Source organism: Pseudomonas laurylsulfativorans, assembly GCF_002906155.1.
GTDB classification, from domain to species: domain Bacteria; phylum Pseudomonadota; class Gammaproteobacteria; order Pseudomonadales; family Pseudomonadaceae; genus Aquipseudomonas; species Aquipseudomonas laurylsulfativorans.
Genome location: NZ_MUJK01000001.1, coordinates 905281 through 926885 on the forward strand (window position 1 = coordinate 905281; position 21605 = coordinate 926885).

The 21605-nt window shown below is 59.8% G+C and carries 16 protein-coding genes; 4 read left to right on the forward strand and 12 right to left on the reverse strand.

Annotated elements, in window-relative coordinates:
• Positions 1-121: 121 nt before the first annotated feature.
• A complete protein-coding gene (locus B0D71_RS04015) occupies positions 122-2119 on the reverse strand; it encodes an alpha-1,4-glucan--maltose-1-phosphate maltosyltransferase (RefSeq protein ID WP_103393579.1) in 1998 nt (665 codons plus the stop codon).
• A 203-nt stretch (positions 2120-2322) separates the two neighbouring features.
• Between B0D71_RS04015 and B0D71_RS31395 the strand changes: the two genes are divergently transcribed.
• The gene (locus B0D71_RS31395; protein WP_165798685.1) at positions 2323-2487 is read left to right on the forward strand and encodes a hypothetical protein; all 165 of its coding nucleotides are present in this window, start codon (positions 2323-2325) and stop codon (positions 2485-2487) included.
• 457 nt (positions 2488-2944) lie between these two features.
• Here the strand turns inward: B0D71_RS31395 and B0D71_RS04020 are convergent, their stop codons facing one another.
• Entirely contained in the window at positions 2945-3445 is a 501-nt protein-coding gene (locus B0D71_RS04020; protein ID WP_103393580.1) for an MgtC/SapB family protein, read from the reverse strand.
• Positions 3446-3566: 121 nt separating this feature from the next.
• On the opposite strand from B0D71_RS04020, the gene B0D71_RS04025 reads away from it, so the two are divergent.
• The 3 genes from B0D71_RS04025 to mapR all read left to right on the forward strand — a co-directional run bounded on the left by B0D71_RS04025 (position 3567) and on the right by mapR (position 6898).
• Entirely contained in the window at positions 3567-3800 is a 234-nt protein-coding gene (locus B0D71_RS04025) for a DUF3203 family protein (RefSeq protein ID WP_103393581.1), read from the forward strand.
• A 195-nt stretch (positions 3801-3995) separates the two neighbouring features.
• On the forward strand, positions 3996-5408 hold the full coding sequence (gene ccoG / locus B0D71_RS04030; RefSeq protein WP_103393582.1) for a cytochrome c oxidase accessory protein CcoG: 1413 nt from the start codon (positions 3996-3998) through the stop codon (positions 5406-5408).
• Positions 5409-5488: 80 nt separating this feature from the next.
• Positions 5489-6898, forward strand: coding sequence for a GntR family transcriptional regulator MpaR (mapR, locus tag B0D71_RS04035; RefSeq protein WP_103393583.1), 1410 nt, complete (start codon positions 5489-5491; stop codon positions 6896-6898).
• An 83-nt stretch (positions 6899-6981) separates the two neighbouring features.
• Here mapR and B0D71_RS04040 read toward each other — a convergent pair whose 3' ends face one another.
• From B0D71_RS04040 to B0D71_RS04080, 10 genes are all read right to left on the reverse strand, one after another.
• Positions 6982-7620, reverse strand: coding sequence for a hypothetical protein (locus B0D71_RS04040; RefSeq protein WP_103393584.1), 639 nt, complete (start codon positions 7618-7620; stop codon positions 6982-6984).
• 1 nt (position 7621) lies between these two features.
• Positions 7622-7783 carry a hypothetical protein gene (locus tag B0D71_RS31400; RefSeq protein ID WP_165798686.1) on the reverse strand — a complete coding sequence of 54 codons (162 nt, stop codon included), beginning with the start codon at positions 7781-7783 and terminating at the stop codon, positions 7622-7624.
• A 267-nt stretch (positions 7784-8050) separates the two neighbouring features.
• Positions 8051-8797 carry an SDR family oxidoreductase gene (locus B0D71_RS04045; RefSeq protein ID WP_103393585.1) on the reverse strand — a complete coding sequence of 249 codons (747 nt, stop codon included), beginning with the start codon at positions 8795-8797 and terminating at the stop codon, positions 8051-8053.
• 85 nt (positions 8798-8882) lie between these two features.
• On the reverse strand, positions 8883-11000 hold the full coding sequence (locus tag B0D71_RS04050) for a putative bifunctional diguanylate cyclase/phosphodiesterase (RefSeq protein ID WP_103393586.1): 2118 nt from the start codon (positions 10998-11000) through the stop codon (positions 8883-8885).
• 276 nt (positions 11001-11276) lie between these two features.
• Positions 11277-12764, reverse strand: a complete 1488-nt coding sequence (locus B0D71_RS04055; protein WP_103393587.1) for an efflux transporter outer membrane subunit — start codon at positions 12762-12764, stop codon at positions 11277-11279.
• Positions 12761-15868 carry an efflux RND transporter permease subunit gene (locus B0D71_RS04060; RefSeq protein WP_103393588.1) on the reverse strand — a complete coding sequence of 1036 codons (3108 nt, stop codon included), beginning with the start codon at positions 15866-15868 and terminating at the stop codon, positions 12761-12763. The genes B0D71_RS04055 and B0D71_RS04060 overlap by 4 nt, the downstream gene beginning before the upstream one ends.
• Positions 15865-18969: an MdtB/MuxB family multidrug efflux RND transporter permease subunit gene (locus B0D71_RS04065; RefSeq protein WP_103393589.1), complete on the reverse strand. Its 3105-nt coding sequence runs from the start codon at positions 18967-18969 to the stop codon at positions 15865-15867. The genes B0D71_RS04060 and B0D71_RS04065 overlap by 4 nt, the downstream gene beginning before the upstream one ends.
• Positions 18966-20282 carry an MdtA/MuxA family multidrug efflux RND transporter periplasmic adaptor subunit gene (locus B0D71_RS04070; protein WP_103393590.1) on the reverse strand — a complete coding sequence of 439 codons (1317 nt, stop codon included), beginning with the start codon at positions 20280-20282 and terminating at the stop codon, positions 18966-18968. Before B0D71_RS04070 ends, B0D71_RS04065 begins: the two co-directional genes overlap by 4 nt.
• Positions 20283-20459: 177 nt before the next feature.
• Positions 20460-20960 (reverse strand): thiol peroxidase, encoded by a 501-nt coding sequence (tpx, locus tag B0D71_RS04075; protein WP_103393591.1) that lies wholly within the window; start codon positions 20958-20960, stop codon positions 20460-20462.
• 175 nt (positions 20961-21135) lie between these two features.
• Positions 21136-21579: an SRPBCC family protein gene (locus B0D71_RS04080; protein WP_103393592.1), complete on the reverse strand. Its 444-nt coding sequence runs from the start codon at positions 21577-21579 to the stop codon at positions 21136-21138.
• Positions 21580-21605: the final 26 nt, after the last annotated feature.

Here is a 21605-nt window from a genome sequence, read left to right on the forward strand (position 1 = left end):
CGGCTTGTCGGCGATAGCGATGTGTCAGGCGGCATCCATGTAGATTGATGCGCAGCCATCGCCAGCAAGCCGGCTCCTACAGGTCTACGTTGCCCTCTGGCCACGGGTGCCTGTGATGTATTTATGAGGCGGTAATACGCCAGATCCCGAACGGCTGGTACGCCGGATCAATCCGCATGAATTGCTGCTTGCCGTACCAGGTCCAGCGATGACCATTCATCAGGTCTTCGCCCTGAGCACTGGCGTGGTCGGGCAAGCCCATTTCCCACAACGGCAACTCGAAGATCGCTTCCTGCACGTTGTGCGGATCGAGACTGACCGCCACCAGGATAAAGTTGCTGCCATCTGCACTGCGTTTGCCGAAGTACAGGATGTTGTCGTTCCAGGCGTTGTAGACCTTCAGGCCCAGATGCGTGTGTAGCGCCGGGTTCTGTCGGCGAATGCGGTTGAGTTGGGCGATCTCGGCAATGATGTTGCCCGGTGCATTGAAGTCCCGCGGGCGGATCTCGTACTTCTCGGAATCGAGGTATTCCTCCTTGCCCGGCACCGGCGCCGACTCGCACAACTCGAAACCCGAGTACATGCCCCACAGGCCCGAGCCCATTGTCGCCAGCACCGCGCGGATGAGAAATCCCGGGCGCCCGGACTCGTGCAGGAATGCTGGATTGATGTCCGGCGTATTGACGAAAAAATTCGGCCGGTAGCATTCGCGCCACGGCGATTCGTTGAGCTCCGTGAAATAGGTCGCCAGTTCGGCCTTGGTGTTGCGCCAGGTGAAATAGGTGTAGCTCTGGGAGTAACCGACCTTGCCCAGGCGCGCCATCATTGCCGGGGTGGTGAAGGCTTCGGCGAGGAAGATCACCTCGGGGTACAACGCCCGTACATCGGCGATCAGCCATTGCCAGAACGGCAACGGCTTGGTGTGCGGGTTATCGACGCGAAAGATCTTCACGCCCTCTTCGACCCAGCCCACCACGATATCGCGCAGTTCCACCCACAGGCTGGGAATCGCTTCGGGGGCATAGAAGTCGACGTTGACGATGTCCTGGTATTTCTTCGGCGGGTTCTCGGCGTACTTGATCGTGCCGTCGGGACGCCAGTTGAACCAGCCGGGGTGTTGCTTGAGCCAAGGATGGTCCTGGGAGCACTGGATGGCAAAATCCAGGGCGATTTCCAGGCCATGGGCAGCAGCGGCCGCTACCAGTCGGCGGAAGTCTTCGCGGGTCCCCAACTGCTGGTGAATCGCGTCGTGGCCGCCCTCTTCGCTGCCGATTGCATAGGGACTGCCCGGATCATCGGGCCCCGCCGTCAGCGAGTTGTTCGGGCCCTTGCGGTAACTGCGTCCGATGGGGTGGATCGGCGGGAAATACAGCACGTCGAAACCCATGTCCTGGATCATCGCCAGCCGCGAATGCACGTCTTTGAAAGTACCGTGGCGTTCCGGACTGTCGGTGATCGACCGCGGAAACAATTCATACCAACTGGCGAATTGCGCCAGCTCGCGCTCCACATCCACCGGGTACTCCGGACTCAGGCTCAGATAGGCGCGATGATCAACGCGAACCATGAGGTCGGCGCTACGCTGGTGCAAAAACAGTGCGACCTGCTCGGTTTCGAGCAGCCCTGACAGTTCATGGTGCAAGGCCGCCAGTTGCTCGCTGAGTTGCCCTTCGCTACGTTCGGCGGCTTGCTGCACATGAATCCGCCCTTCCTGTAGCTCCAGGCTGACGGGCACCGCCGCTGCGTGTTTCTTTTCCAGCTCATACCGAAAACTGGCGAACTGATCGATCCAGGCTTCGATACAGAACAGATATGGGCCCTGGCTGTGGACACGGAACTGCCCTTGCCAGCCGTTGTTGCCCAGATCGTTCATGACCGCGCTTTGCCAGACGTCCTCGTCCTCGGCGCGCCAGCGCACGCGAACCGCCAGCTTGTCATGCCCGTCGGCGAACACCTTGGCCGTCACCACCACATCCTGCCCCACCACCGCCTTGACCGCGAATTGCCCGCCTTCAAGGGTCGGCATGATGTTTTCTATGACAATTCGCGGCAGCAACAACGCCTGCGACAGCGGCATGTGCGGGTTGTAGCTCAACTCAGTCGGTTTTTCAGCCGTCATCGAGCCTCTCTCCTTACGCCCCATGGACGCGCTTGTGTCTGGTCGCCATCCCGTCGGGGCATCCGCCCCGGGATGGACTCACTTAGGTTCCGAGCGACAGTGGTTGGGAAAAGTTCATCGACAATCTGCGGAATCAAATCCTGCGCGCCGCAGTCCACCTACTTAAGCACGACTCACGCCATGTGCCACCGGAGGTTTAAACAATGAACAATCCATTCCCGGCTGAAACCCCCGATCCAAACATCGACAACCCGGTGATCCCGCCCAGCGATCCACAACCGGAGCCCGAGCAGGACCCGCCTGATACAACCCCACCGCCAAGGGAAGAACCGCCAACAACGATGCCGCCGGTGATTGTGAACCCGTAATGAAGACAGTTGATCGTCCCTGCCTCAAAGCCAGGGACGATCATAAAAAATGAATGACACTTCCCAAGAACGCGTAGTACCGATCCGAGAACGCCCGTTCTGCCCGTTCGACACTTTACGAAACTTACACCCTGCGCCTTATATAGCCACCACTCCATCAGCCTTGAGCGTGGCCAGCCATGAAAACGTTTTTTTCCAGCGTCAGCGAATTCACAGACAACGCTAGCGCACAGCACCACGCGCTCAACCGTGAACACCCCATCGACGGCTGGCTTTCCCTTGAAAATATTCAACTACGAATTTCTTTGCTTCGAAGCCGAACGCGATCCCTCTGAACCATCAACCAAAAGCTCGATCATCAGGGATCTGGAAAATCATCTGCTGCACAGTGATGTTGACTACAGCCAGCATGAACTCTCAGTACAGCAGAGCAATGAGCAAGAATCACCGGCAGCGCCTACGGCCCGCGATCCTTGTCAATCAACTTCACGATCCTCGGCATCACACTAAACACCCCAAGCGCAAACAACGTGCTGAGCACCGCCGTCGCCTCCCGGCCCAACCCGGTCGCGACGCCGATGGCGGCGGTCATCCAAAGGCCGGCAGCGGTGGTCAGGCCTTTGACGTGGCCTTCGTCGCCCTCATGGTTTTTCAGGATGGTGCCGGCCCCCAGAAAGCCGATCCCTGCGATCACGCCCTGCACCACCCGGCTCATCGCATCGGCCTGTGAGCCGGACATCTGTGGCACCAGCACGAACAGCGCGGCACCCATTGCCACCAGCATGTGGGTGCGCACGCCAGCGGCCTTGCCCTGGTGTTCACGCTCGAACCCGAGAATCCCGCCCAGCACGGCGGCCATCAACAGACGCACGGTCATCCGCGTCAGTTGCGAGGCATCGGTGATGTCGGCGAACTCGGCTTGCAGGGTCACCCAGACTTCGTGCCACCAGGCGTTCATGGGGTTGTCCTTGTGAAGGGCCATGGAAGGTGGACCGCAGCGACCACTAATCGGTTGCACAGAACGATGACCGGCGGTTGCGGCCTGAGTCTTTAGACTTCACTGGAAAAAGGATTCCGTCATGACTGTGCGCATCGAGAACCAGACCGGCTTTTTCACCACCGAAAATGGCGAATACATTCGTCTGTGTCCCGACGTGACCATCGTCACCGATGGCCGCAAAGCCATGTCGGCAGTGGACATCGAAGGTCACCGCATCTACATCACCGAAGCTGAGGCCGACGCCTTGACCGTCGCCGGTGCAGTGGATGGACGCCGGCACCTGAAAGCCACCGACAGTGGTTCGGTGATTTGACTGGCATTGATCTACTTCCTCCGCCGCTGTTTTGGCCAGGTGTTTTCGCCCTTGCGCGGCGGGTGCTTCAAGTTGTCGCAGGCCGGGCGCCCAGTACCATCTGATCCGCTTTTTAATGCAATACCTGAGTCTGTTATGCAAACAGATCGCCGCTCATAGTGCTCATGCCTGATGGAGGCTGATGAGCGAAAGACCATGAGCGAGAGAATCCCCGTCCGAACCGTAGAAACATTCGAGCCTTCACGCCCAAAGATGAAGGCCAAAACCAGTGACAACCTGGTCCACACCCGCAGCTTCACCGGACTGTTTCGCAACCTGCGCATCAGCGGCGCGGGTTTTCTGTTTTTGCTGTTTTTCGGCACTGTGTGGTTGAACTGGGGCGGCCGCCAGGCGGTGCTCTGGGACCTATCCGAAAGCAAATTCCACATCTTCGGCGCCACTTTCTGGCCGCAGGATTTCATCCTGCTCTCGGCGCTGCTGATCATTGCCGCCTTCGGCCTGTTTGCGATCACCGTGTTCGCCGGTCGGGTCTGGTGCGGCTACACCTGCCCACAAAGCTCCTGGACCTGGATCTTCATGTGGTGCGAGAAGATCACCGAAGGCGAACGCAATCAGCGGATCAAATTGCAGGCCGCGCCGTGGGGGGTGAACAAACTGATGCGCCGCTCGGCCAAGCACACCTTGTGGCTGGCCATCAGCCTGCTCACTGGCCTGACCTTCGTTGGCTACTTCACGCCGATCCGGCCGTTGGCCGAAGAACTGCTGACCTTGCAAATGAGCGGCGTCAGCCTGTTCTGGGTGCTGTTTTTTACCGGCGCCACCTACATCAATGCCGGCTGGCTGCGTGAGGCGGTGTGCATGCACATGTGCCCCTACGCGCGTTTCCAGAGCGTGATGTTCGACAAGGACACCCTGACCATTTCCTACGACGTGGCCCGGGGTGAAAACCGTGGCGCGCGCAAACGCGAAGTCAAACCCGCCGAAGTCGGTTTGGGCGATTGCATCGATTGCCAGCTCTGCGTACAGGTCTGCCCGACCGGCATCGACATTCGTGATGGCTTGCAGATGGAGTGCATCGGTTGCGCCGCCTGTATCGATGCCTGTGATTCGATCATGGACAAAATGGGCTACGCCCGGGGATTGATCAGCTATACCTCCGAGCATCAGTTGCAGGGGGGCAAGACACACCTGTTGCGCCCGCGCCTGATCGGCTACACCGTCGTGCTGCTGGTGATGATCGCCGCCCTGGTGGTGGCGTTGGTGGAACGGCCGATGGTGTCCCTCGACGTCAGCAAGGACCGGGGCCTGTTCCGCGAGAACAGCCAGGGGCAGATCGAAAACATCTACAGTCTGAAAGTAATCAACAAAACCCAGCAGCGTCAGGACTACCAACTGCGCCTTGTCGACGCCGATGATTTCGAGTTGCAAGGCAAGACTGAGTTGAGCCTGGCGCCGGGCGAAATTGTCGATGTGCCGGTGTCTGTGGCGATGCTGAGCGAGCGTCCGGCCAGCAGTTCGCAGAGCATCAGTTTCAAGGTGATCGACAGCGATGAGCCTGGCGTCTACAGCGTGGCGAAGAGCCGGTTTGTGGCGCCAATCAATCGCTGAGCCTTTACACTGCGGTCCTTGTGAAGTGCGGTCCCCCTCGCCACAAAAGCTGATTGAATGAGTTCCATAACGGGATACCGATGAAACGCTACGAAAAATTCGCCGACGACATCGCAGAATTGATCCGCTCCGGCGTCCTCGGCCCAGGCCAACGTGTACCGTCGGTGCGCTACGCCAGCCAGACCTACGGCGTCAGCCCGTCGACGGTGTTCCAGGCCTACTACCTGCTGGAACGTCGCGGACTGATCCGTGCTCGCCCGCGCTCCGGCTACTTCGTCAATGCCCATGCACCACGGCCGTTTTCCGAGCCGGTGATCAGCAGTCAGGTCAATGAATCCACCGAAGTCGACGTCAGTGAACTGGTGTTTTCGGTGCTCGACTCGATCAAGGACCCGAACACCGTACCTTTTGGCTCGGCGTTCCCCAGCCCGACCCTGTTTCCCCTGCAACGCTTGTCCCGTTCACTGGCCAGCGCCAGCCGCGAAATGGACCCGCGCATGGTCGTCACCGACATGTCGCCGGGCAACCCGCAACTGCGCCGGCAAATCGCGCTGCGCTACATGGTCGGTGGGCTGATGCTGCCCATGGAAGAACTGCTGATCACCAACGGCGCGCTGGAAGCCCTCAACCTCTGCCTGCAAGCGGTGACGGAGCCCGGCGATCTGGTGGCCATCGAAGCCCCGGCGTTCTATGCCTGCCTGCAGGTGCTCGAACGCCTGAAACTCAAGGCCGTGGAAATCCCCGTGCACCCGCGCGACGGCATCGACCTCGGCGTGCTTGAGCAAACCCTGCAGCGCCATCCGATCAAGGCCTGCTGGTGCATGACCAGTTTCCAGAACCCCATGGGCGCGACGGTGCCCGAGGCCAAGAAACAGCAGCTTGTGGAATTGTTGCGACGCCACCAGGTGCCGTTGATCGAAGACGATGTCTACGCCGAACTGTATTACGGCCAGCAAGCACCGAAACCGGCCAAGGCTTTTGATACCGAAGGGTTGGTGATGCATTGCGGCTCGTTCGCCAAGAGTCTGGCTCCCGGCTACCGCATCGGTTGGGTCGCTGCCGGGCGTTTTGCGCAAAAGATCGAACGGCTGAAACTCATGACCTCGCTGTGCGCCTCGATGCCGGCTCAGGCAGCTATCGCCGATTACCTGCAACACGGGGGCTACGACCGCCACCTGCGTAAATTGCGCCACGCACTGGAAGACCAGCAAAGCGCCATGCTCGCCGCCATCGCCCGCTATTTCCCGACGCAGACGCGGGTCAGCCAACCGGCGGGCGGGTACTTTTTGTGGCTGGAATTACCGGAGCAGATGGATTCGTTGAAGCTGTTTCAGATGGCGTTGGCGCAGGGGATCAGCATCGCACCGGGGCCGATCTTTTCGCCGGCGCAGCGGTTCAGAAATTGTATTCGGTTGAATTATGGGAGCCCGTGGACCGAGGATTCGGAGAAGGCGATGGAGACGTTGGGGCGCATCGTCAGGTCGTTCTGATACCCCCGACCTGATCCCTATCGGGACTGCGCAGCAACAGTGAACTGAGCGGCGATGCTCGGTTCACTGTTGCTTGATCACGCTCAGCCGATATCGCTGAACTCCAGAACACCGGCGCCCCTGACTTGCACACCAAGTTCTACGGCTACGGGATCCCATATAACGTGTTGAGACTTCAGGAATGTGTCGGAAAAATATTGCTGCGCATCGTTCCTGAGTCGTGTTTCATGACTGTAAAGATAAGTAGGTCCCAATATCCGATCCTGCTCTACATTGAGCGATTGACTTGCACTTTCAACCGGCTTTCGAGAAACATTCATCAACCGATGATTACCTGGGGCCGCCACATCCAGATAAAAGCGTGTTGGGTTGCCTTCTTGCAAGACCATGAGGTTTCCGACTGCCGTTTCCTCCCCCACTGCGTTTTGCATTTTCTCCATACTCAGAAAATAACCAAAAAACCTTCCTGGTGTGGCCACGCGCAAGGTATATCGATGATTTTCCCAACGAAAGTGAATTAACAATGGATCATCGCCCTCACGATCCGCCACGGTTAAAAAGCCACCTTCGTCATTAAGCTGACGGTTATATTCCGCCCGCTGAGCCGGTGTGAGGCGCGGCCGTGCGAGCCGGTTCTCCATGAGCTGATAATTCAACACCAGTGGTTTTCCTGCCAGGAAAAGATGGCCGACAACGGAGTTGTTCAAATCATCCTGGCTCATGTTAATCCACCACATTGCGCTTGCGACGTTCCAGAATCATCTGATCAGCCAGATGGGCCGCGTTTGCCAAATAATCAATAGGCGACGAGGGACTGAAATTTTTGTGCAAATAACGTATAACAAAATCATCCCAAAACGAGACTTCATCCTTGTAAATATCCATCCACTTAACCCTCCATGATTTAATAGTAACTTCACAATCCGCGAAGTAAGACCAACAATAACTGCAACACTTCGCATACTCAATGCACGTAACTCGCACATATAATACGCAATATATCCACTCGCATTTAACTAAAAACCTTAACGCAATAATCAACGCGCCTCTTTCAGCGAAGCGCGTAACTTTTGAGAGTTAAATCCTTAAATGTTTCGCGAACGCAAAACGAAAGGCGTGTCATAGCGGTGGCTCGCAATGACGTGTCTGACTTTAGCGGCCGCCCCCCAGATCAACAAAAGTCCCGGTCGCATAGGAAGCCTTGTCCGACAGCAACCAGACAATCGCCTCGGCCACCTCATCCGGACGGCCCCCACGCGCCATCGGGATCGCCGATTCCAGTTTGCTGACCCGGTCCGGGTCACCGCTCAAGGCATGGAAGTCGGTATAGATAAAACCCGGGCGTACGGCGTTGACCCGAATTCCCTCGCCCGCCACTTCCTTGGACAGACCGATGGTGAACGAGTCCAGCGCGCCTTTGGAGGCCGCGTAGTCGACGTATTCGTTGGGTGAGCCCAAACGCGAGGCCACCGAAGACACGTTGACGATGCTGCCGCCCTGCCCGCCGTGCTTGGGCGACATGCGCAGGATCGCGTGCTTGGCGCAGAGGATCGGCGCCAGGACGTTGGTTTTCATGATTTTGAGAATGCGGAACTCGGACATCTCGTCGACCCGAGACTTTTGCCCGACCGTGCCGGCGTTGTTCACCAGCGCAGTGACCCGGCCCAGTTCACTGTCTACTCGATTGAACAGCGCGATGACTTCGTCTTCGATGCTGACGTCGGCACGTACCGCAATAGCTTGTGCACCGAGGGCACGCACTTGCTCCAGCACGCCTAGCGCTGCCTGTTCGTCGGCCTGGTAGTTGATACAGATCCGGTAGCCCTGCGCGGCGGCCAACAAGGCGGTGGCGGCCCCAATGCCGCGGCTTCCGCCGGTGATGACGATGACTTTATCCATGCGAGCTTTCTCCCAATCAAAGCTTAAGCGGTCGGGGGCAAGAATAACCGTCATTGACGGCTTTTGCATGGATTCAGATCAGTTGTCATGTCATCGACAGTTCGCGCTCGGCACTGGCTTTCATCTGCTCGAGCAATTGCTCCCCGCGATGGATTTCCACCATGAAACCTGCGGCCGGCAGCGGGTGCCCCAGCAGGTAACCCTGCAACGAATCGCAACCGAGTTGCGTCAGGAAGTCCTGCTGCGAGCCCGTCTCCACACCTTCGGCAACGATGCGCAACCCCAACGCCTGGCCGAGGGCGACGATGGCCGAAACGATGGCGGCGTCATCGCTGTCGCGCTCCAGGTCGCGGACAAAACCACGGTCGATCTTCAGCTCATTGGCCGGCAGGCGCTTGAGGTACATCAAGCTCGAATAGCCGGTGCCAAAATCGTCAATGGACAGGTCAACGCCCATTTCCGAGAGCTCCTGAAGCACCGCCATACTCGCATCGGCATCGCTCATGGCGGTAGTTTCAGTGATCTCCAGGGTCAGGCTGTTGGCCGGCAGATGGTGAGTCGCCAACGCCTTGGCGACGCTCTGGACCAGCCCCGTATGGCAAAACTGGATGGCCGACAGGTTCACCGCGATGCGCCAATCGGTGTAGCCCAGTACGTACCACTCGCGCATCTGGCGGCAGGCTTCGTTGAGCACCCACTCGCCGATCGGAATGATCAGTCCGGTCTTTTCCGCCAGTTCGATGAATTTGTCGGGCAACAGCATCCCTTGCGTCGGGTGCTCCCAGCGCAACAAGGCCTCGGCGCCCACTGGCCGACCATTGGCGGCATCGAACTTGGGCTGGTAATACAGGCTGAACTCCTGATGCTCCACGGCATTGCGCAGGTCCTGCAGCAATTGCAACTGTTTGCGCGCGTTGCTGTTCATCGACGCATCGAAAAAGCTGTGACCGTTTTTACCCGCACCCTTGGCGTGATACATCGCCGCGTCAGCGTTCATCAGCAACTCATGGGCGGACTGCCCGTTACCCGGGTAGACCGCAATGCCGACACTGGCGGAAATATGCAGATCATGTTCGGCAACCCGAAACGCCCGCGCGATCAACCCGACCTGACGGGCCGCGAGGTTCAAGGCGTCGTTCTGTTCGCTCAATTGCACCAGCAATACAAACTCATCGCCACCGATCCGCGCCAGGGTGTCCTGGCTGCGAAGGTCCTCGCGCAGTCGCAAGGCCACTTCGCGCAACAGCAAATCACCCATGTGGTGGCCGAAGGCATCGTTGACCGGTTTGAAACCGTCCAGATCGATGAACATCAGGGCAAAGCAGCCCCCCTCTTCCCGAACCCGCGACATCGCCTGTTCGATACGGTCAGCGAGCAACGTCCGGTTCGGCAGCCCGGTGAGGGTGTCATGCAGGGCCAGTTGGGTCAGTTCACGGTTGGCCTCGGTCAGCGACAGGGCCAGGCTCGCGGTACGCGCCTCCAGACGTGCATCGAGGATCGAGGTCAGCAAGGCGATGCACAGCACCGCCAACGTTGTAATCAGCACCAGGTTGTCCAGGCCATTGCCGCTCAGGCCATTGACCGCCGCCCCGCAAAAACTGCCATCGGCAAAACGTGCGGCGGCCATGCCGGTGTAGTGCATGCCGACGATGGCGATGCCCATGATCACGGCAGCACCGCCACGGATCAGGCGCACATAAGGCGTCTGCTGGCGTAAATGGAAAGCGATCCACAATGCCGCGCCCGATGCACCGACAGCGATCACCAGCGAAGCGCTGAACAGCGTCGGGTCATAATCGATGCCCGGCTGCATGCGCATCGCAGCCATGCCGGTGTAGTGCATCGCGCTGATGCCGGCGCCCATGACCAACGCGCCAAAAGCCAATTGCCAGGCCGGCAGTTGCGGCTGGCTGACCAGCCACAGCGCAAAACCGCTGGAGAGAACGCCAATCAGCAGCGACAACAGGGTGATCGTGCCGTCGTACCCCAGATCGATCGGCAAGTTGAACGCAAGCATGCCGATAAAGTGCATCGACCAGATGCCAACGCCCATGGCAATGGCCCCGCCCGCGGTCCACAAATGCACGGCGCGGCCTTTGGCGGTGGCAATGCGTCCGGTGAGGTCGAGTGCGGTATAGGAAGCGAGAATCGCTACACAGAGCGAAATGATAACCAGGGTGGGGGAATAGCTACCGATGAGCATGGGGACTTCTCGCACATGCCCCCATTAATGGTATTGATTCTCGCTGGGGGGCAAATGCGGAGATTGTACTGATTCCAAATGAGAACGCACCCACAAAATAAGCAAAAGGCCACCAGTCCGATGGAACGCTTGTTTTAAGGATTTACATTAACTCGCATCGACAGCAACAACCTTGTAGGAGCTGGCTTGCCAGCGAAGAGGACAGTACGCCCAACATTATTCTCGCCTGACACAACGCTATCGCTGGCAAGCCAGCTCCTACAGGGATTGCAGCGGTCAATCGTTTTGGCTATCGCTCACCTGAAGCTGCCCATCCCAGCCACCGCCCAATGCGGCAATCAATTGCACGCTGGCAATCAGGCGGCTTTGCAAAAGGTCCAGGTTGCTGCGCTCATTGTTCAGTGCCGCGGCCTGGGTCACGACCACATCGATATAGGCAATCAATCCGGCCTTGTACTGGTTCTGGGTCAGGCGCAAGGACTCACGGGCCGCGTCCAAAGCCTGTTGCCGAACGACCGCCTCGTCTTGAAGCACCTTGAGCTGCACCAGAAAATTTTCCACCTCGCGGAATCCGTCCAGCACGGTCTGGCGGTACTTGGCCACCGTTTCGTCATAGGCCGCTTCACTGCGGTCGACTTCCGCCGAGCGCTGGCCGCCGTCGAACAAGGTCATGGCCAATTGTGGTCCGACCGACCAGAAGCGGTTCGGCAAGCTGAACAAGTCTTTCGAGGTACTGCTGCTGTAACCACCGTTCAAGCTCAGGGTCAGGTCCGGGTAATAGGCAGCCTTGGCCACCCCGATGTTGGCGTTGGCGGCGATCACCGAGCGTTCGGCCGAAGCGATGTCCGGCCGACGCTCCAGCAACTGCGACGGCAGTGCCAACGGCACTTGCGGCAACTGCGGAATGTCGGTGCTTTCCGCCAGACTGAATTCGGCCGGCGGCAGGCCGATCAGCACGGCAATGGCGTTCTCGAACTGCGCGCGTTGCCAGATCAGGTCGATCATGTCGGCTTCGGTGCTTTTGAGCTGGGTCTGCGCCTGGGCCACGGCGTCCTTGCCGGAAACCCCGGCGCGGTACTGGTTTTCAGTCATTTTCAGCGAACGCTGATAGGCCTCGACCGTGTCCTGGAGCAAGCGCTTCTGGCCATCGATCACCCGCAATTGCAGGTAGTTCTGCACCAGTTCCGACTGTTGGCTCAGGCGCATGGCCGCCAGGTCGGCAAAGCTCGCCTGGGCATTGGCGGTATCGGCTTCGAGGCCACGACGCAGTTTGCCCCAGATGTCGGCCTCCCAACTGACCCCGGCCTGGGCGGTATAGGTGTCGCGGATACCGCTGGAAGAGCTGCTGAGGCTGGAGTTGCTGCTGCCAGTGCCTTGGCTGGAGCGGGTCTTGCCGGCAGTCAGGTCGACCGTCGGAAAAAAAGCCCCACGGGCACTGCGCACCAAGGCTTGGGCCTGGCGGTACTGGGCTTCGGATTGGGCGACGGTCTGGTTCGAGCTATTGAGTTTTTCGATCAGCTCGTTGAGCTGCCGGTCACCGTACAACTCCCACCATGCGCCGCGTGCCAGGGCATCGCTCGGATTGGCCTGACGCCAGCCCTCTGCGGCCTTGTACTGCGCCGGCTCGGCAGTTTGCGGGCGCTGGTAATCCGGGCCAACGGCGCAGGCACTGAGCATCGCCACGCACAGTGACAGGCTCAACAGACGCGAGCCTCGAGCCGTGATCAGCGGTGCAGCCAGGTTGAAAAGCGAACGTTCAGTCATAGCGGAGTTTCCAGAGCAGCATCGGTACGCACCCCACGCCATTTATTGAAGCGATGGCGCAGTTTGTCGAGATAGAGGTAAACCACCGGGGTGGTGTAAAGCGTCAGCACCTGGCTGAAGATCAGCCCGCCGATGATCGTCAGGCCCAGTGGCTGACGCATTTCCGCCCCTTCGGCGCGGCTGAGCAGCAACGGCAAGGCACCGAGAATCGCCGCCAGGGTGGTCATCAGGATCGGTCGCAAACGTTGCAGGCAGGCACTGCGAATCGACTCCAGCGGTGCCATGCCCTGATGTCGCTCCAACTGCAACGCCAGGTCGATCATCAGAATGGCGTTTTTCTTCACCACGCCGATCAGCAGAAACAGCCCCAGCAACGAAATCAGGCTGAATTCGCCGCCCAGCGCATAGATCGACAGCAACGCGCCGACCCCGGCCGACGGCAGTGTCGACAGAATGGTCAGCGGGTGAATGTAGCTTTCGTACAACACGCCGAGCACCAGATACACCGCCACCAACGCGCCGAGAATCATGAACGGCTGGCTTTTTTGCGTGGCGGCAAAGGCATCGGCGGTACCGGCCATTTTCACGATGACGTCTTCGGGCAAGCCCACCTTGGCAATCGCCCGCTCGATGGCGGCGGTGCCCTGCTCCACGGTCACGCCTTCGGCCATGTCGAAGGAAATGCTTTCCGATGCAAACTGGCCCTCGTGGCTGACCCGGTCGTCTTCCAGGCTGTTTTCATAATGGGCGATGGTCGACAGCGGGATCCGCGCGCCATCAGCGGTAATGACCTGGACCTGCTTGAGGGTGATCGGGTCCTGGGCGTATTTCGGATTGACCTCCATCACCACTTGATACTGGTTGAGGCTGTCGTAGATGGTCGAAATCTGCCGCTGGCTGTAGGCATTGTTCAGCACCGCCGTGACCATGTCCATGTCGACACCCAGGCGCTTGGCCTGGTCGCGGTCGACGATCAGGGTCACTTGCCGGGCACCCCGGCCTTCGCGCGCGTCGATCGCCGTCAGCTCCGGCAAGGCTCTGAGCGCCGTGACGACTTTCGGATACCACTCACGCAACGCCCCCAGATCCCCGCTTTGCAGGATGTACGAGTATTGCGAGGTGGTCTGCTCGCGGCCGCCACCGAATTGCAGGTCCTGGTCCGCCATGAGCATCAGTTGTGCGCCGGGAACCTTCGGCATTTCCTTACGCAGGCGCTCGATGACTTTCTGCGCGGAAATGTTGCGTTCCTTGATCGGTTTCAGGCGCACCAGCATGAAGGCGTTGTTGGTGCCGTTGTTGCCACCAATGAACCCGGCGACGCTTTCCACCGCCTCGTCCTTCAACACAGCCCGGCGGAAAATTTCCATCTTCGGCTGCATCACACTGAACGACAGGCCGTCGTCGCCGCGTACGAAACCGATCAGTTGCCCTGTATCTTGTTGAGGCATAAATGTTTTAGGAACAACAACATACAGCGCAACGTTCACGCCAATTGTCACAAACAGACTGAGCAACGTCAGGCGTTTGTGACGCAGCACCCAGTCGAGGCTGGTGGCATATTTGCCGACCATCCATTCGTTGACCTGCTGGCTCCAGCGTTGCAGACGGTTCTCCTGCCCCGGCGTGTGCGGCTTGAGCCAGCGGGCGCAAAGCATCGGCGTCAGGGTCAGCGACACCACCAGCGAGACCACGATGGCCGCTGCCAGGGTGATGGAGAATTCGCGGAACAGGCTTTCGATGATCCCGCCCATGAACAGGATCGACAGGAACACCGCCACCAGCGACACGTTCATCGACAACAAGGTAAAGCCGACTTCCTGGGCACCAAGGTACGCGGCCCTCATCGGCCGCACGCCTTCGTCGATGTGGCGGGAAATGTTCTCCAGCACCACGATGGCATCGTCCACCACCAGCCCGGTGGCCAGGATCAGCGCCATCAGCGACAGGTTGTTCAGCGAAAAGCCGTAGAGGTACATCACGGCAAAGGTGCCGACCAGTGACACCGGCACCGCCAGGGTCGGGATCAGCGAGGCGCGGAAGTTACCGAGGAACAGGAACACCACCAGAATCACCAGCGCCACGGCGATCAGCAGGGTCATTTCCGCTTCGTGCAGCGTCGCCTTGATGACCGGCGAGCGATCCATGGCCAGGTTCAGCTTGACGCTGGCTGGCAGCACGGCCTGCAACGCCGGCAACTGCGCCTTGATCTCGTTGACCGTCTCGATGATGTTGGCACCGGCCTGGCGGTTGATCACCAGCAGCACTGCCGCGTCGTCGTTGAAGAAACCGCTGTTGTAGCGGTCTTCGACGCCGTCGCTGACCTTGGCCACATCCTTCAGGCGCAGGGCCGCGCCGCCGTTGTAGTGGATGATCAGCGACTCGTAGTCCTTGGCTTTTTCCAACTGGTCGTTGGCTTGGACCTGCCACAGCCGCTGGTCATCTTCCACCGAGCCTTTGGGCCGGCGCACGTTGGCATTGGCGATGGTGTTGCGCACATCGTCCAGGGCCACGCCGTATTGGTTCAGCGACTGTGGTTCGAGTTCGATACGCACCGCTGGCAAGGAACTGCCGCCGATCTGCACCTCACCCACGCCCTGCACCTGGGACAGGCTCTGGGACAGGATCGTCGAGGCCAGGTCATAGAGCTGGCCTTTTTCCAGAACATCCGACGTCAGCGACAGCACCATGATCGGCGCCTGGGACGGGTTGACCTTCTTGTAGGTCGGCATGCTGCGCATCCCGCTCGGCAGCAGGGTTCGCGAGGCATTGATGGCCGCCTGCACTTCCCGCGCCGCGCCATTGATGTCGCGGTCCAGGTCAAATTGCAGGATCACCCGGGTCGAACCCTGGCTGGAGCGGCTGCTCATGGTGTTGACCCCGGCGATGGTGCCGAAGGAGCGCTCCAGCGGCGTGGCCACGGTCGAGGCCATCACCTCGGGACTGGCCCCGGGCAGACTGGCCTGGACCACAATCACCGGAAAATCCATTTGCGGCAGCGGCGAAACGGGCAGCAAACCGAAGCTCACGCCGCCCAGCAGCATGATCGCCAGGCTCAGCAACATGGTCGCGACCGGGCGTTTGATGAAAGGTCCCGAAAGGTTCATGGCTGCTCTACCGCTTCCACGGACTCAGGCTTGCGCCCCCAGCGCCGACCGAGTCGGTCGAAGTACAGGTAGATCACCGGTGTGGTAAACAGCGTCAGAACCTGGCTCAGCAGCAAACCGCCCACCATCACCAGACCCAGCGGCTGGCGCAGTTCTGCGCCGGAACCGGTGGCCAGCATCAACGGCACGGCACCGAACAACGCCGCCAGGGTGGTCATCAGAATCGGCCGGAAACGCAGCAAGGCCGCCTGATAGATCGCTGTTTGCGGGTCCATGCCCTGATTGCGTTCGGCGTCGAGGGCGAAGTCGATCATCATGATTGCGTTCTTCTTCACGATACCGATCAGCAGGATGATGCCGATGATCGCGATCATGCCCAGGTCATTACCGCTCAAAATCAACGCCAGCAAGGCGCCGACCGCCGCCGAAGGCAAGGTCGACAGAATGGTGATCGGGTGGATATAGCTCTCGTAGAGCACGCCGAGCACGATGTACATGGTCACTACCGCCGCCAGAATCAGCAGCAAGGTGCTCGACAACGAAGCCTGGAAAGCCTCCGCCGCGCCCTGGAACTGGGTCTGCACGCCAATCGGCATGCCGATGTCCTTCTGCACCTGCTCGATGATCTCGACCGCATGCCCAAGCGCCACGCCGGGTGCCAGGTTGAAGGACATCATCACCGCCGGGAACTGGCCGATGTGAGTAATCGCCAGCTGCGCCTGGCGCTCCTCGATATGCGCCAGGCTAGACAGGCGCACCTGGCCGCCATCGGTGGTCTTGACGTGAATCTGGTCCAGCGCCTGCGGGCCGATCTTCTCACCGGCCTGCGATTGCAGCACCACGCGGTATTGACTCGCCTGGGTGTAGATCGTGGAAATCTGCCGCTGGCCGAAGGCGTCGTACAGGGCATCGGTGATGTTCGACACCGATACACCGACCCGCGACGCCGCATCGCGGTCGATCACCAGATAGACCTGCAGGCCCTTGTCCTGCAAATCGCTGGCGACGTCAGTCAGCTCCGGCCGTTCGGCCAAGGCATCGACCAGCCGCCCGCTCCACAGGCTCAGCAGCGCCGAGTCCGGCGACGACATGCTGAACTGGTACTGCGTACGGCTGACCCGGTCTTCAATGGTCAAATCCTGCACCGGCTGCATGAACAGGCGGATACCGACCAGTTTGTCCAGTTCCGGTTGCAGACGGGCGATCACTTGCGTAGCGCTCAGGTCACGGTCGTGGTGAGACTTGAGGTTGATCAGCAAGCGGCCGCTGTTGAGGGTCGAGTTGTCGCCATCCACGCCAATGTAGGAAGACAGGCTCTCGACGGCCGGGTCGGTCAGAATGACCTTGGCCAGCTCCTGCTGTCGCTCGCTCATGGCGGCGAAGGAAATCGATTGCGGCGCTTCGGAAATGCCCTGGATAACGCCGGTGTCCTGCACCGGGAAGAAGCCCTTGGGCACCACCATGTACAGGAACACCGTCAGCGCCAGCGTGCCAATGGCCACCATCAAGGTCAGCGGCTGGTGCTTGAGTACCCACTGCAACTTGCGTCCGTAGGCGGCGATCATCCAGTCGATGAATGCACCGCTGGCACGGTAGAAACGCCCCTGCTCTGCTGCCTTGGGCTCACGCTTGAGCAACCGCGCGCACATCATCGGCGTCAGGGTCAGGGAAACGACCAGGGAAATCAGGATCGCCACCGCGAGCGTAATGGCGAACTCGCGGAACAAGCGCCCGACCACGTCCGCCATGAACAGCAGCGGGATCAGCACGGCAATCAGCGACAACGTCAGGGAGATCAGGGTGAAACCGATCTGCTTGGCACCCTTGAGCGCCGCGTTCAACGGGCTGTCACCCTCCTCGATGAAGCGCGAAATGTTCTCCAGCATGACGATTGCATCGTCCACCACGAAACCGGTGGCGATGGTCAGGGCCATCAGGGTCAGGTTGTTGACCGAGAACCCGGCCAGGTACATCACGCCGAACGTACCGATCAGCGACAGCGGCACGGCCACCGACGGAATGATCGTGGCGCTGGCGCGACGCAGGAACAGGAAGGTGACCATGACCACCAGGGCGATGGCGATCAGCAGTTCGTGCTGTACGTCCTTGACCGAAGCGCGAATGGTCTGGGTGCGGTCGGTCAGCACTACTACGTCGAGGCCGGCCGGCAGGTTGTCGGTAATGCTCGGCAACAGGGCCTTGATCCGGTCCACCACCTCGATGACGTTGGCGCCGGGCTGGCGCTGGATGTTCAGCAGCACGGCCTGGTTCTCGTTGGCCCACGCCGCGAGTCGCTCGTTCTCAGCGCCATCGACGATTTCCGCGACATCCTTGAGCCGCAACGGCGCGCCATTGGCGTAGGCCAGGATCAGGTTGGCGTAGTCCTTGGGCGAGGTCAGTTGATCGTTCGCATCGAGCATCGAGACCCGGGTCGGGCCGTCGAAGTTGCCCTTGGGCTGATTGACGTTGGACGCGCCGATCAGCGTGCGCACATCCGACAGGTTCAAGCCGTTGGCCGCCAAGGCCTCGGGGTTGACCTTGATCCGCACGGCCTGGCGCTGGCCACCGGCAATGCTGACCATGCCGACGCCGCTGATCTGGGCAATTTTCTGCGCCATGCGTGTATCGACCAGGTCGTTGAGCTTGGGCAACAGCATGGTCTTGGAGGTGATGGCCAGGGTCAGCACCGGCGTGTCTGCCGGGTTGACCTTGTTGTACACCGGCGGCGCCGGCAGGTCCTTGGGCAGCAAGTTGGTCGCGGCATTGATCGCCGCCTGCACTTGTTGCTCGGCTACGTCCATGTTGATGTCGAGGCTGAAGCGCAGGGTCAGCACCGACGCTCCGCCGGAACTGGTGGAAGCCATTTGCGTCAGGCCGGGCATTTGCCCGAATTGTCGCTCAAGGGGTGCGGTAACCGCGCTGGTCATGACATCCGGGCTGGCGCCGGGATACAGGGTCATGACGCGAATGGTCGGGTAATCGACCTGGGGCAGCGCCGAAACCGGCAGTAACCGATAGGCGATCACACCGGCCAGAATAATGGCCAGCATGCTCAGCGTGGTGGCGACCGGGCGAAGAATGAACAGCCGCGAGAGATTCATGCGCCGCCCTTTTTCGCCTTGTCAGTGGTCGCAGGCTCCGCCGCGTTAGCCGCCGACTTGCCCTGCAGGTGTTCGGTCGGCGTGGTCGGCACGTCCTGGGGGTCGTTGACCACCTCCACGTCGCTGCCGTCCTTCAGGCGGTCGGTGCCTTCCAGTACAACTCGTTCACCCGCCGACAGGCCTTCAGTGACTACGGTATTCAGGCCATCGCTGGCGCCGACTTTCAACTGACGGATCTTGACCTTCTTGTCACCGTCCATGGCATAGACAAACGTGCCGTTGGTGCCGAACTGGATCGCGGCGGAAGGCGCGAGCACTACGCCTTTGAGGGTGTCGGCCAGCAGGCGCACATTGACGAACTGGTTGGGGAACAGCGACTGATCACGGTTCTCGTAACGGGCCTTGAATTTCAGAGTGCCGGTGGTGACGTCGATCTGGTTGTCCAGGCTTTGCAAGACACCGGTGGCCTGGAGTTTGGTATCACCACGATCCCAGGCTTCGGCCGGCAATTTGGCACCGCTGCGATAACGGGCGAGCACGATGTCGAGGCTGTTTTCCGGCAGGGTGAAAGCCACGCTGATCGGTTGGGTCTGGGTGATGATCGCCAGTGCGGTGGTGTCGTTGGCCGCTACCAGGTTGCCGACATCCAATTGGCGCAGGCCGACGCGACCGGTGATCGGCGCACGAATTTTGGTGAATTCAAGGTTGAGTTTGGCATCGTTGACCGCCGCCTGATTGGTCTTGACCGTGCCCTGGAATTGACCGACCAGCGCTTCGGCGGTGTCCAGGGTCTGTTTGGCAATGCTGTCTTCGCGGTACAGACCGCGATAGCGCTCGACGTCGACCTGGGCGTTTTTCAGCTGTGCCTGATTCTGCAGCAAGGTGCCTTCAGCCTGAAGCAAGGCGTTCTGGTAAGGACGCGGGTCGATGTCGGCCAGCAGGTCGCCAGCCTTGACCATCTGCCCTTCTTCGAAATAGATCTTGACCAGCTCACCGCCGACGCGGCTGCGGACATTGATAGTGTTCAGCGCCGTGACCGTGCCCAGCGCCTTGAAATACAGCGGGAAGTCACCGGTGACTGCCGGAGCCACTCGCACCGGTACCGGGCCAGACGCGCCGCCGAAACCCGGACGCATCCCCCCCGATCGGCCGGTATGCCCGGCAACGGCTTTTTGCCCCGCGGCCTCTTTGGGTGCAGCGCTGCCGGGCCAGAATTTCCAGCACAGGGCGGCGATGACCAGCAGGACAAGCAGGCCGAACAGCCAGCGACGAGGACTACGGGAAGCGGAGGATTGCATTGAGTGATCAACCATTGGGCGCGTGGGCTTTTTTACATGAGGCTGAACGATAAGCACTGGCGTGTCTTAAGCAAAGCGCCTTTACCGGCAATTTACCTTCGGCTTACGTAACAGGAGTTTTGTGTAAGACACTGAAGCACAAATGAAAACGGCCTGGACAGAGCCAGGCCGTTAACAATTGTAATGCTTTACTTATTTCAGTACGGCAAGTGCCGCTTCGTAGTTCGGCTCGTCAGCGATTTCGCCAACCAGTTCGCTGTGCAGCACGTTGTCGTTCTCGTCCAGAACCACGACGGCACGAGCGGTCAGGCCTTTCAGTGGGCCGTCAGCGATAGCAACGCCGTAGTTCTGGATGAACTCGGCACCGCGCAGGGTCGACAGGTTCTGGACGTTTTCCAGGCCTTCGGCGCCGCAGAAACGCGCCTGCGCGAACGGCAGGTCAGCGGAGATGCACAGTACGACAGTGTTCGCCACGTCGCTGGCCTTGGCGTTGAACTGGCGCACGGAGGTGGCGCAGGTCGGGGTATCAACGCTTGGGAAGATGTTCAGTACTTTGCGCTTGCCGGCAAAATCTTTCAGGGTGACGTCGGACAGATTGCCGGCAACCAGGGAAAAGGCTGGCGCCTTGGAACCGGCTTGTGGCAGTTGGCCGTTGACTTGAACCGGGTTGCCTTTAAGAGTGACTTGAGCCATGAACGGAGTCCTTCTGAACGTTGTGGTGGAGAATTTTGACGAGGCCGAAGTTAACCACGAAATTGTCCGACGACCTACGGTCAAAGATAAATTGTCATGTATCGGCGCACAAAACTGGATACAAACCCTTCCCCTTGTGGGAGCGAGCCTGCTCGCTCCCACAAGGCACCCAGCGCTATTTAAGTAGATGCAGCATGTTCCGGTGCCGCGCTGCGAAAATCCTTCGCATGTAGCCATCGACCAGCAACCACTCCATTGGCGCGCCGCCTATCGCTGAATACATCACCCGGTCGGTATATAGCGTACCGCCCTCTCCCGCCTCTACCCGATGTTCATGACGAAAGGCGCGCATCGGCCCGTTAAGCATCTCGTCGATGAAATGCCTTTCGCCGACTTCACGGATCACCACCGTCCAGTTCGATGGAATCACGTTGAACATCCAGTGGCGAAAGCGGAATTGTCGCCCGGCTTCAATCCGCAGATTGTTCAGATCGATATCGCCCAGCGGAGTAACGCGTTCGGGGAAGATCTTTGGAAAGTTGACCCCTTCCAGGCAGAAGTCGAGGACCTGTTCGGGCGTGCGGTCGGGGATGAGCGTGGTGAGTTCCAGAATGGGCACGAAGGACACACTCCATGGGTCGATAG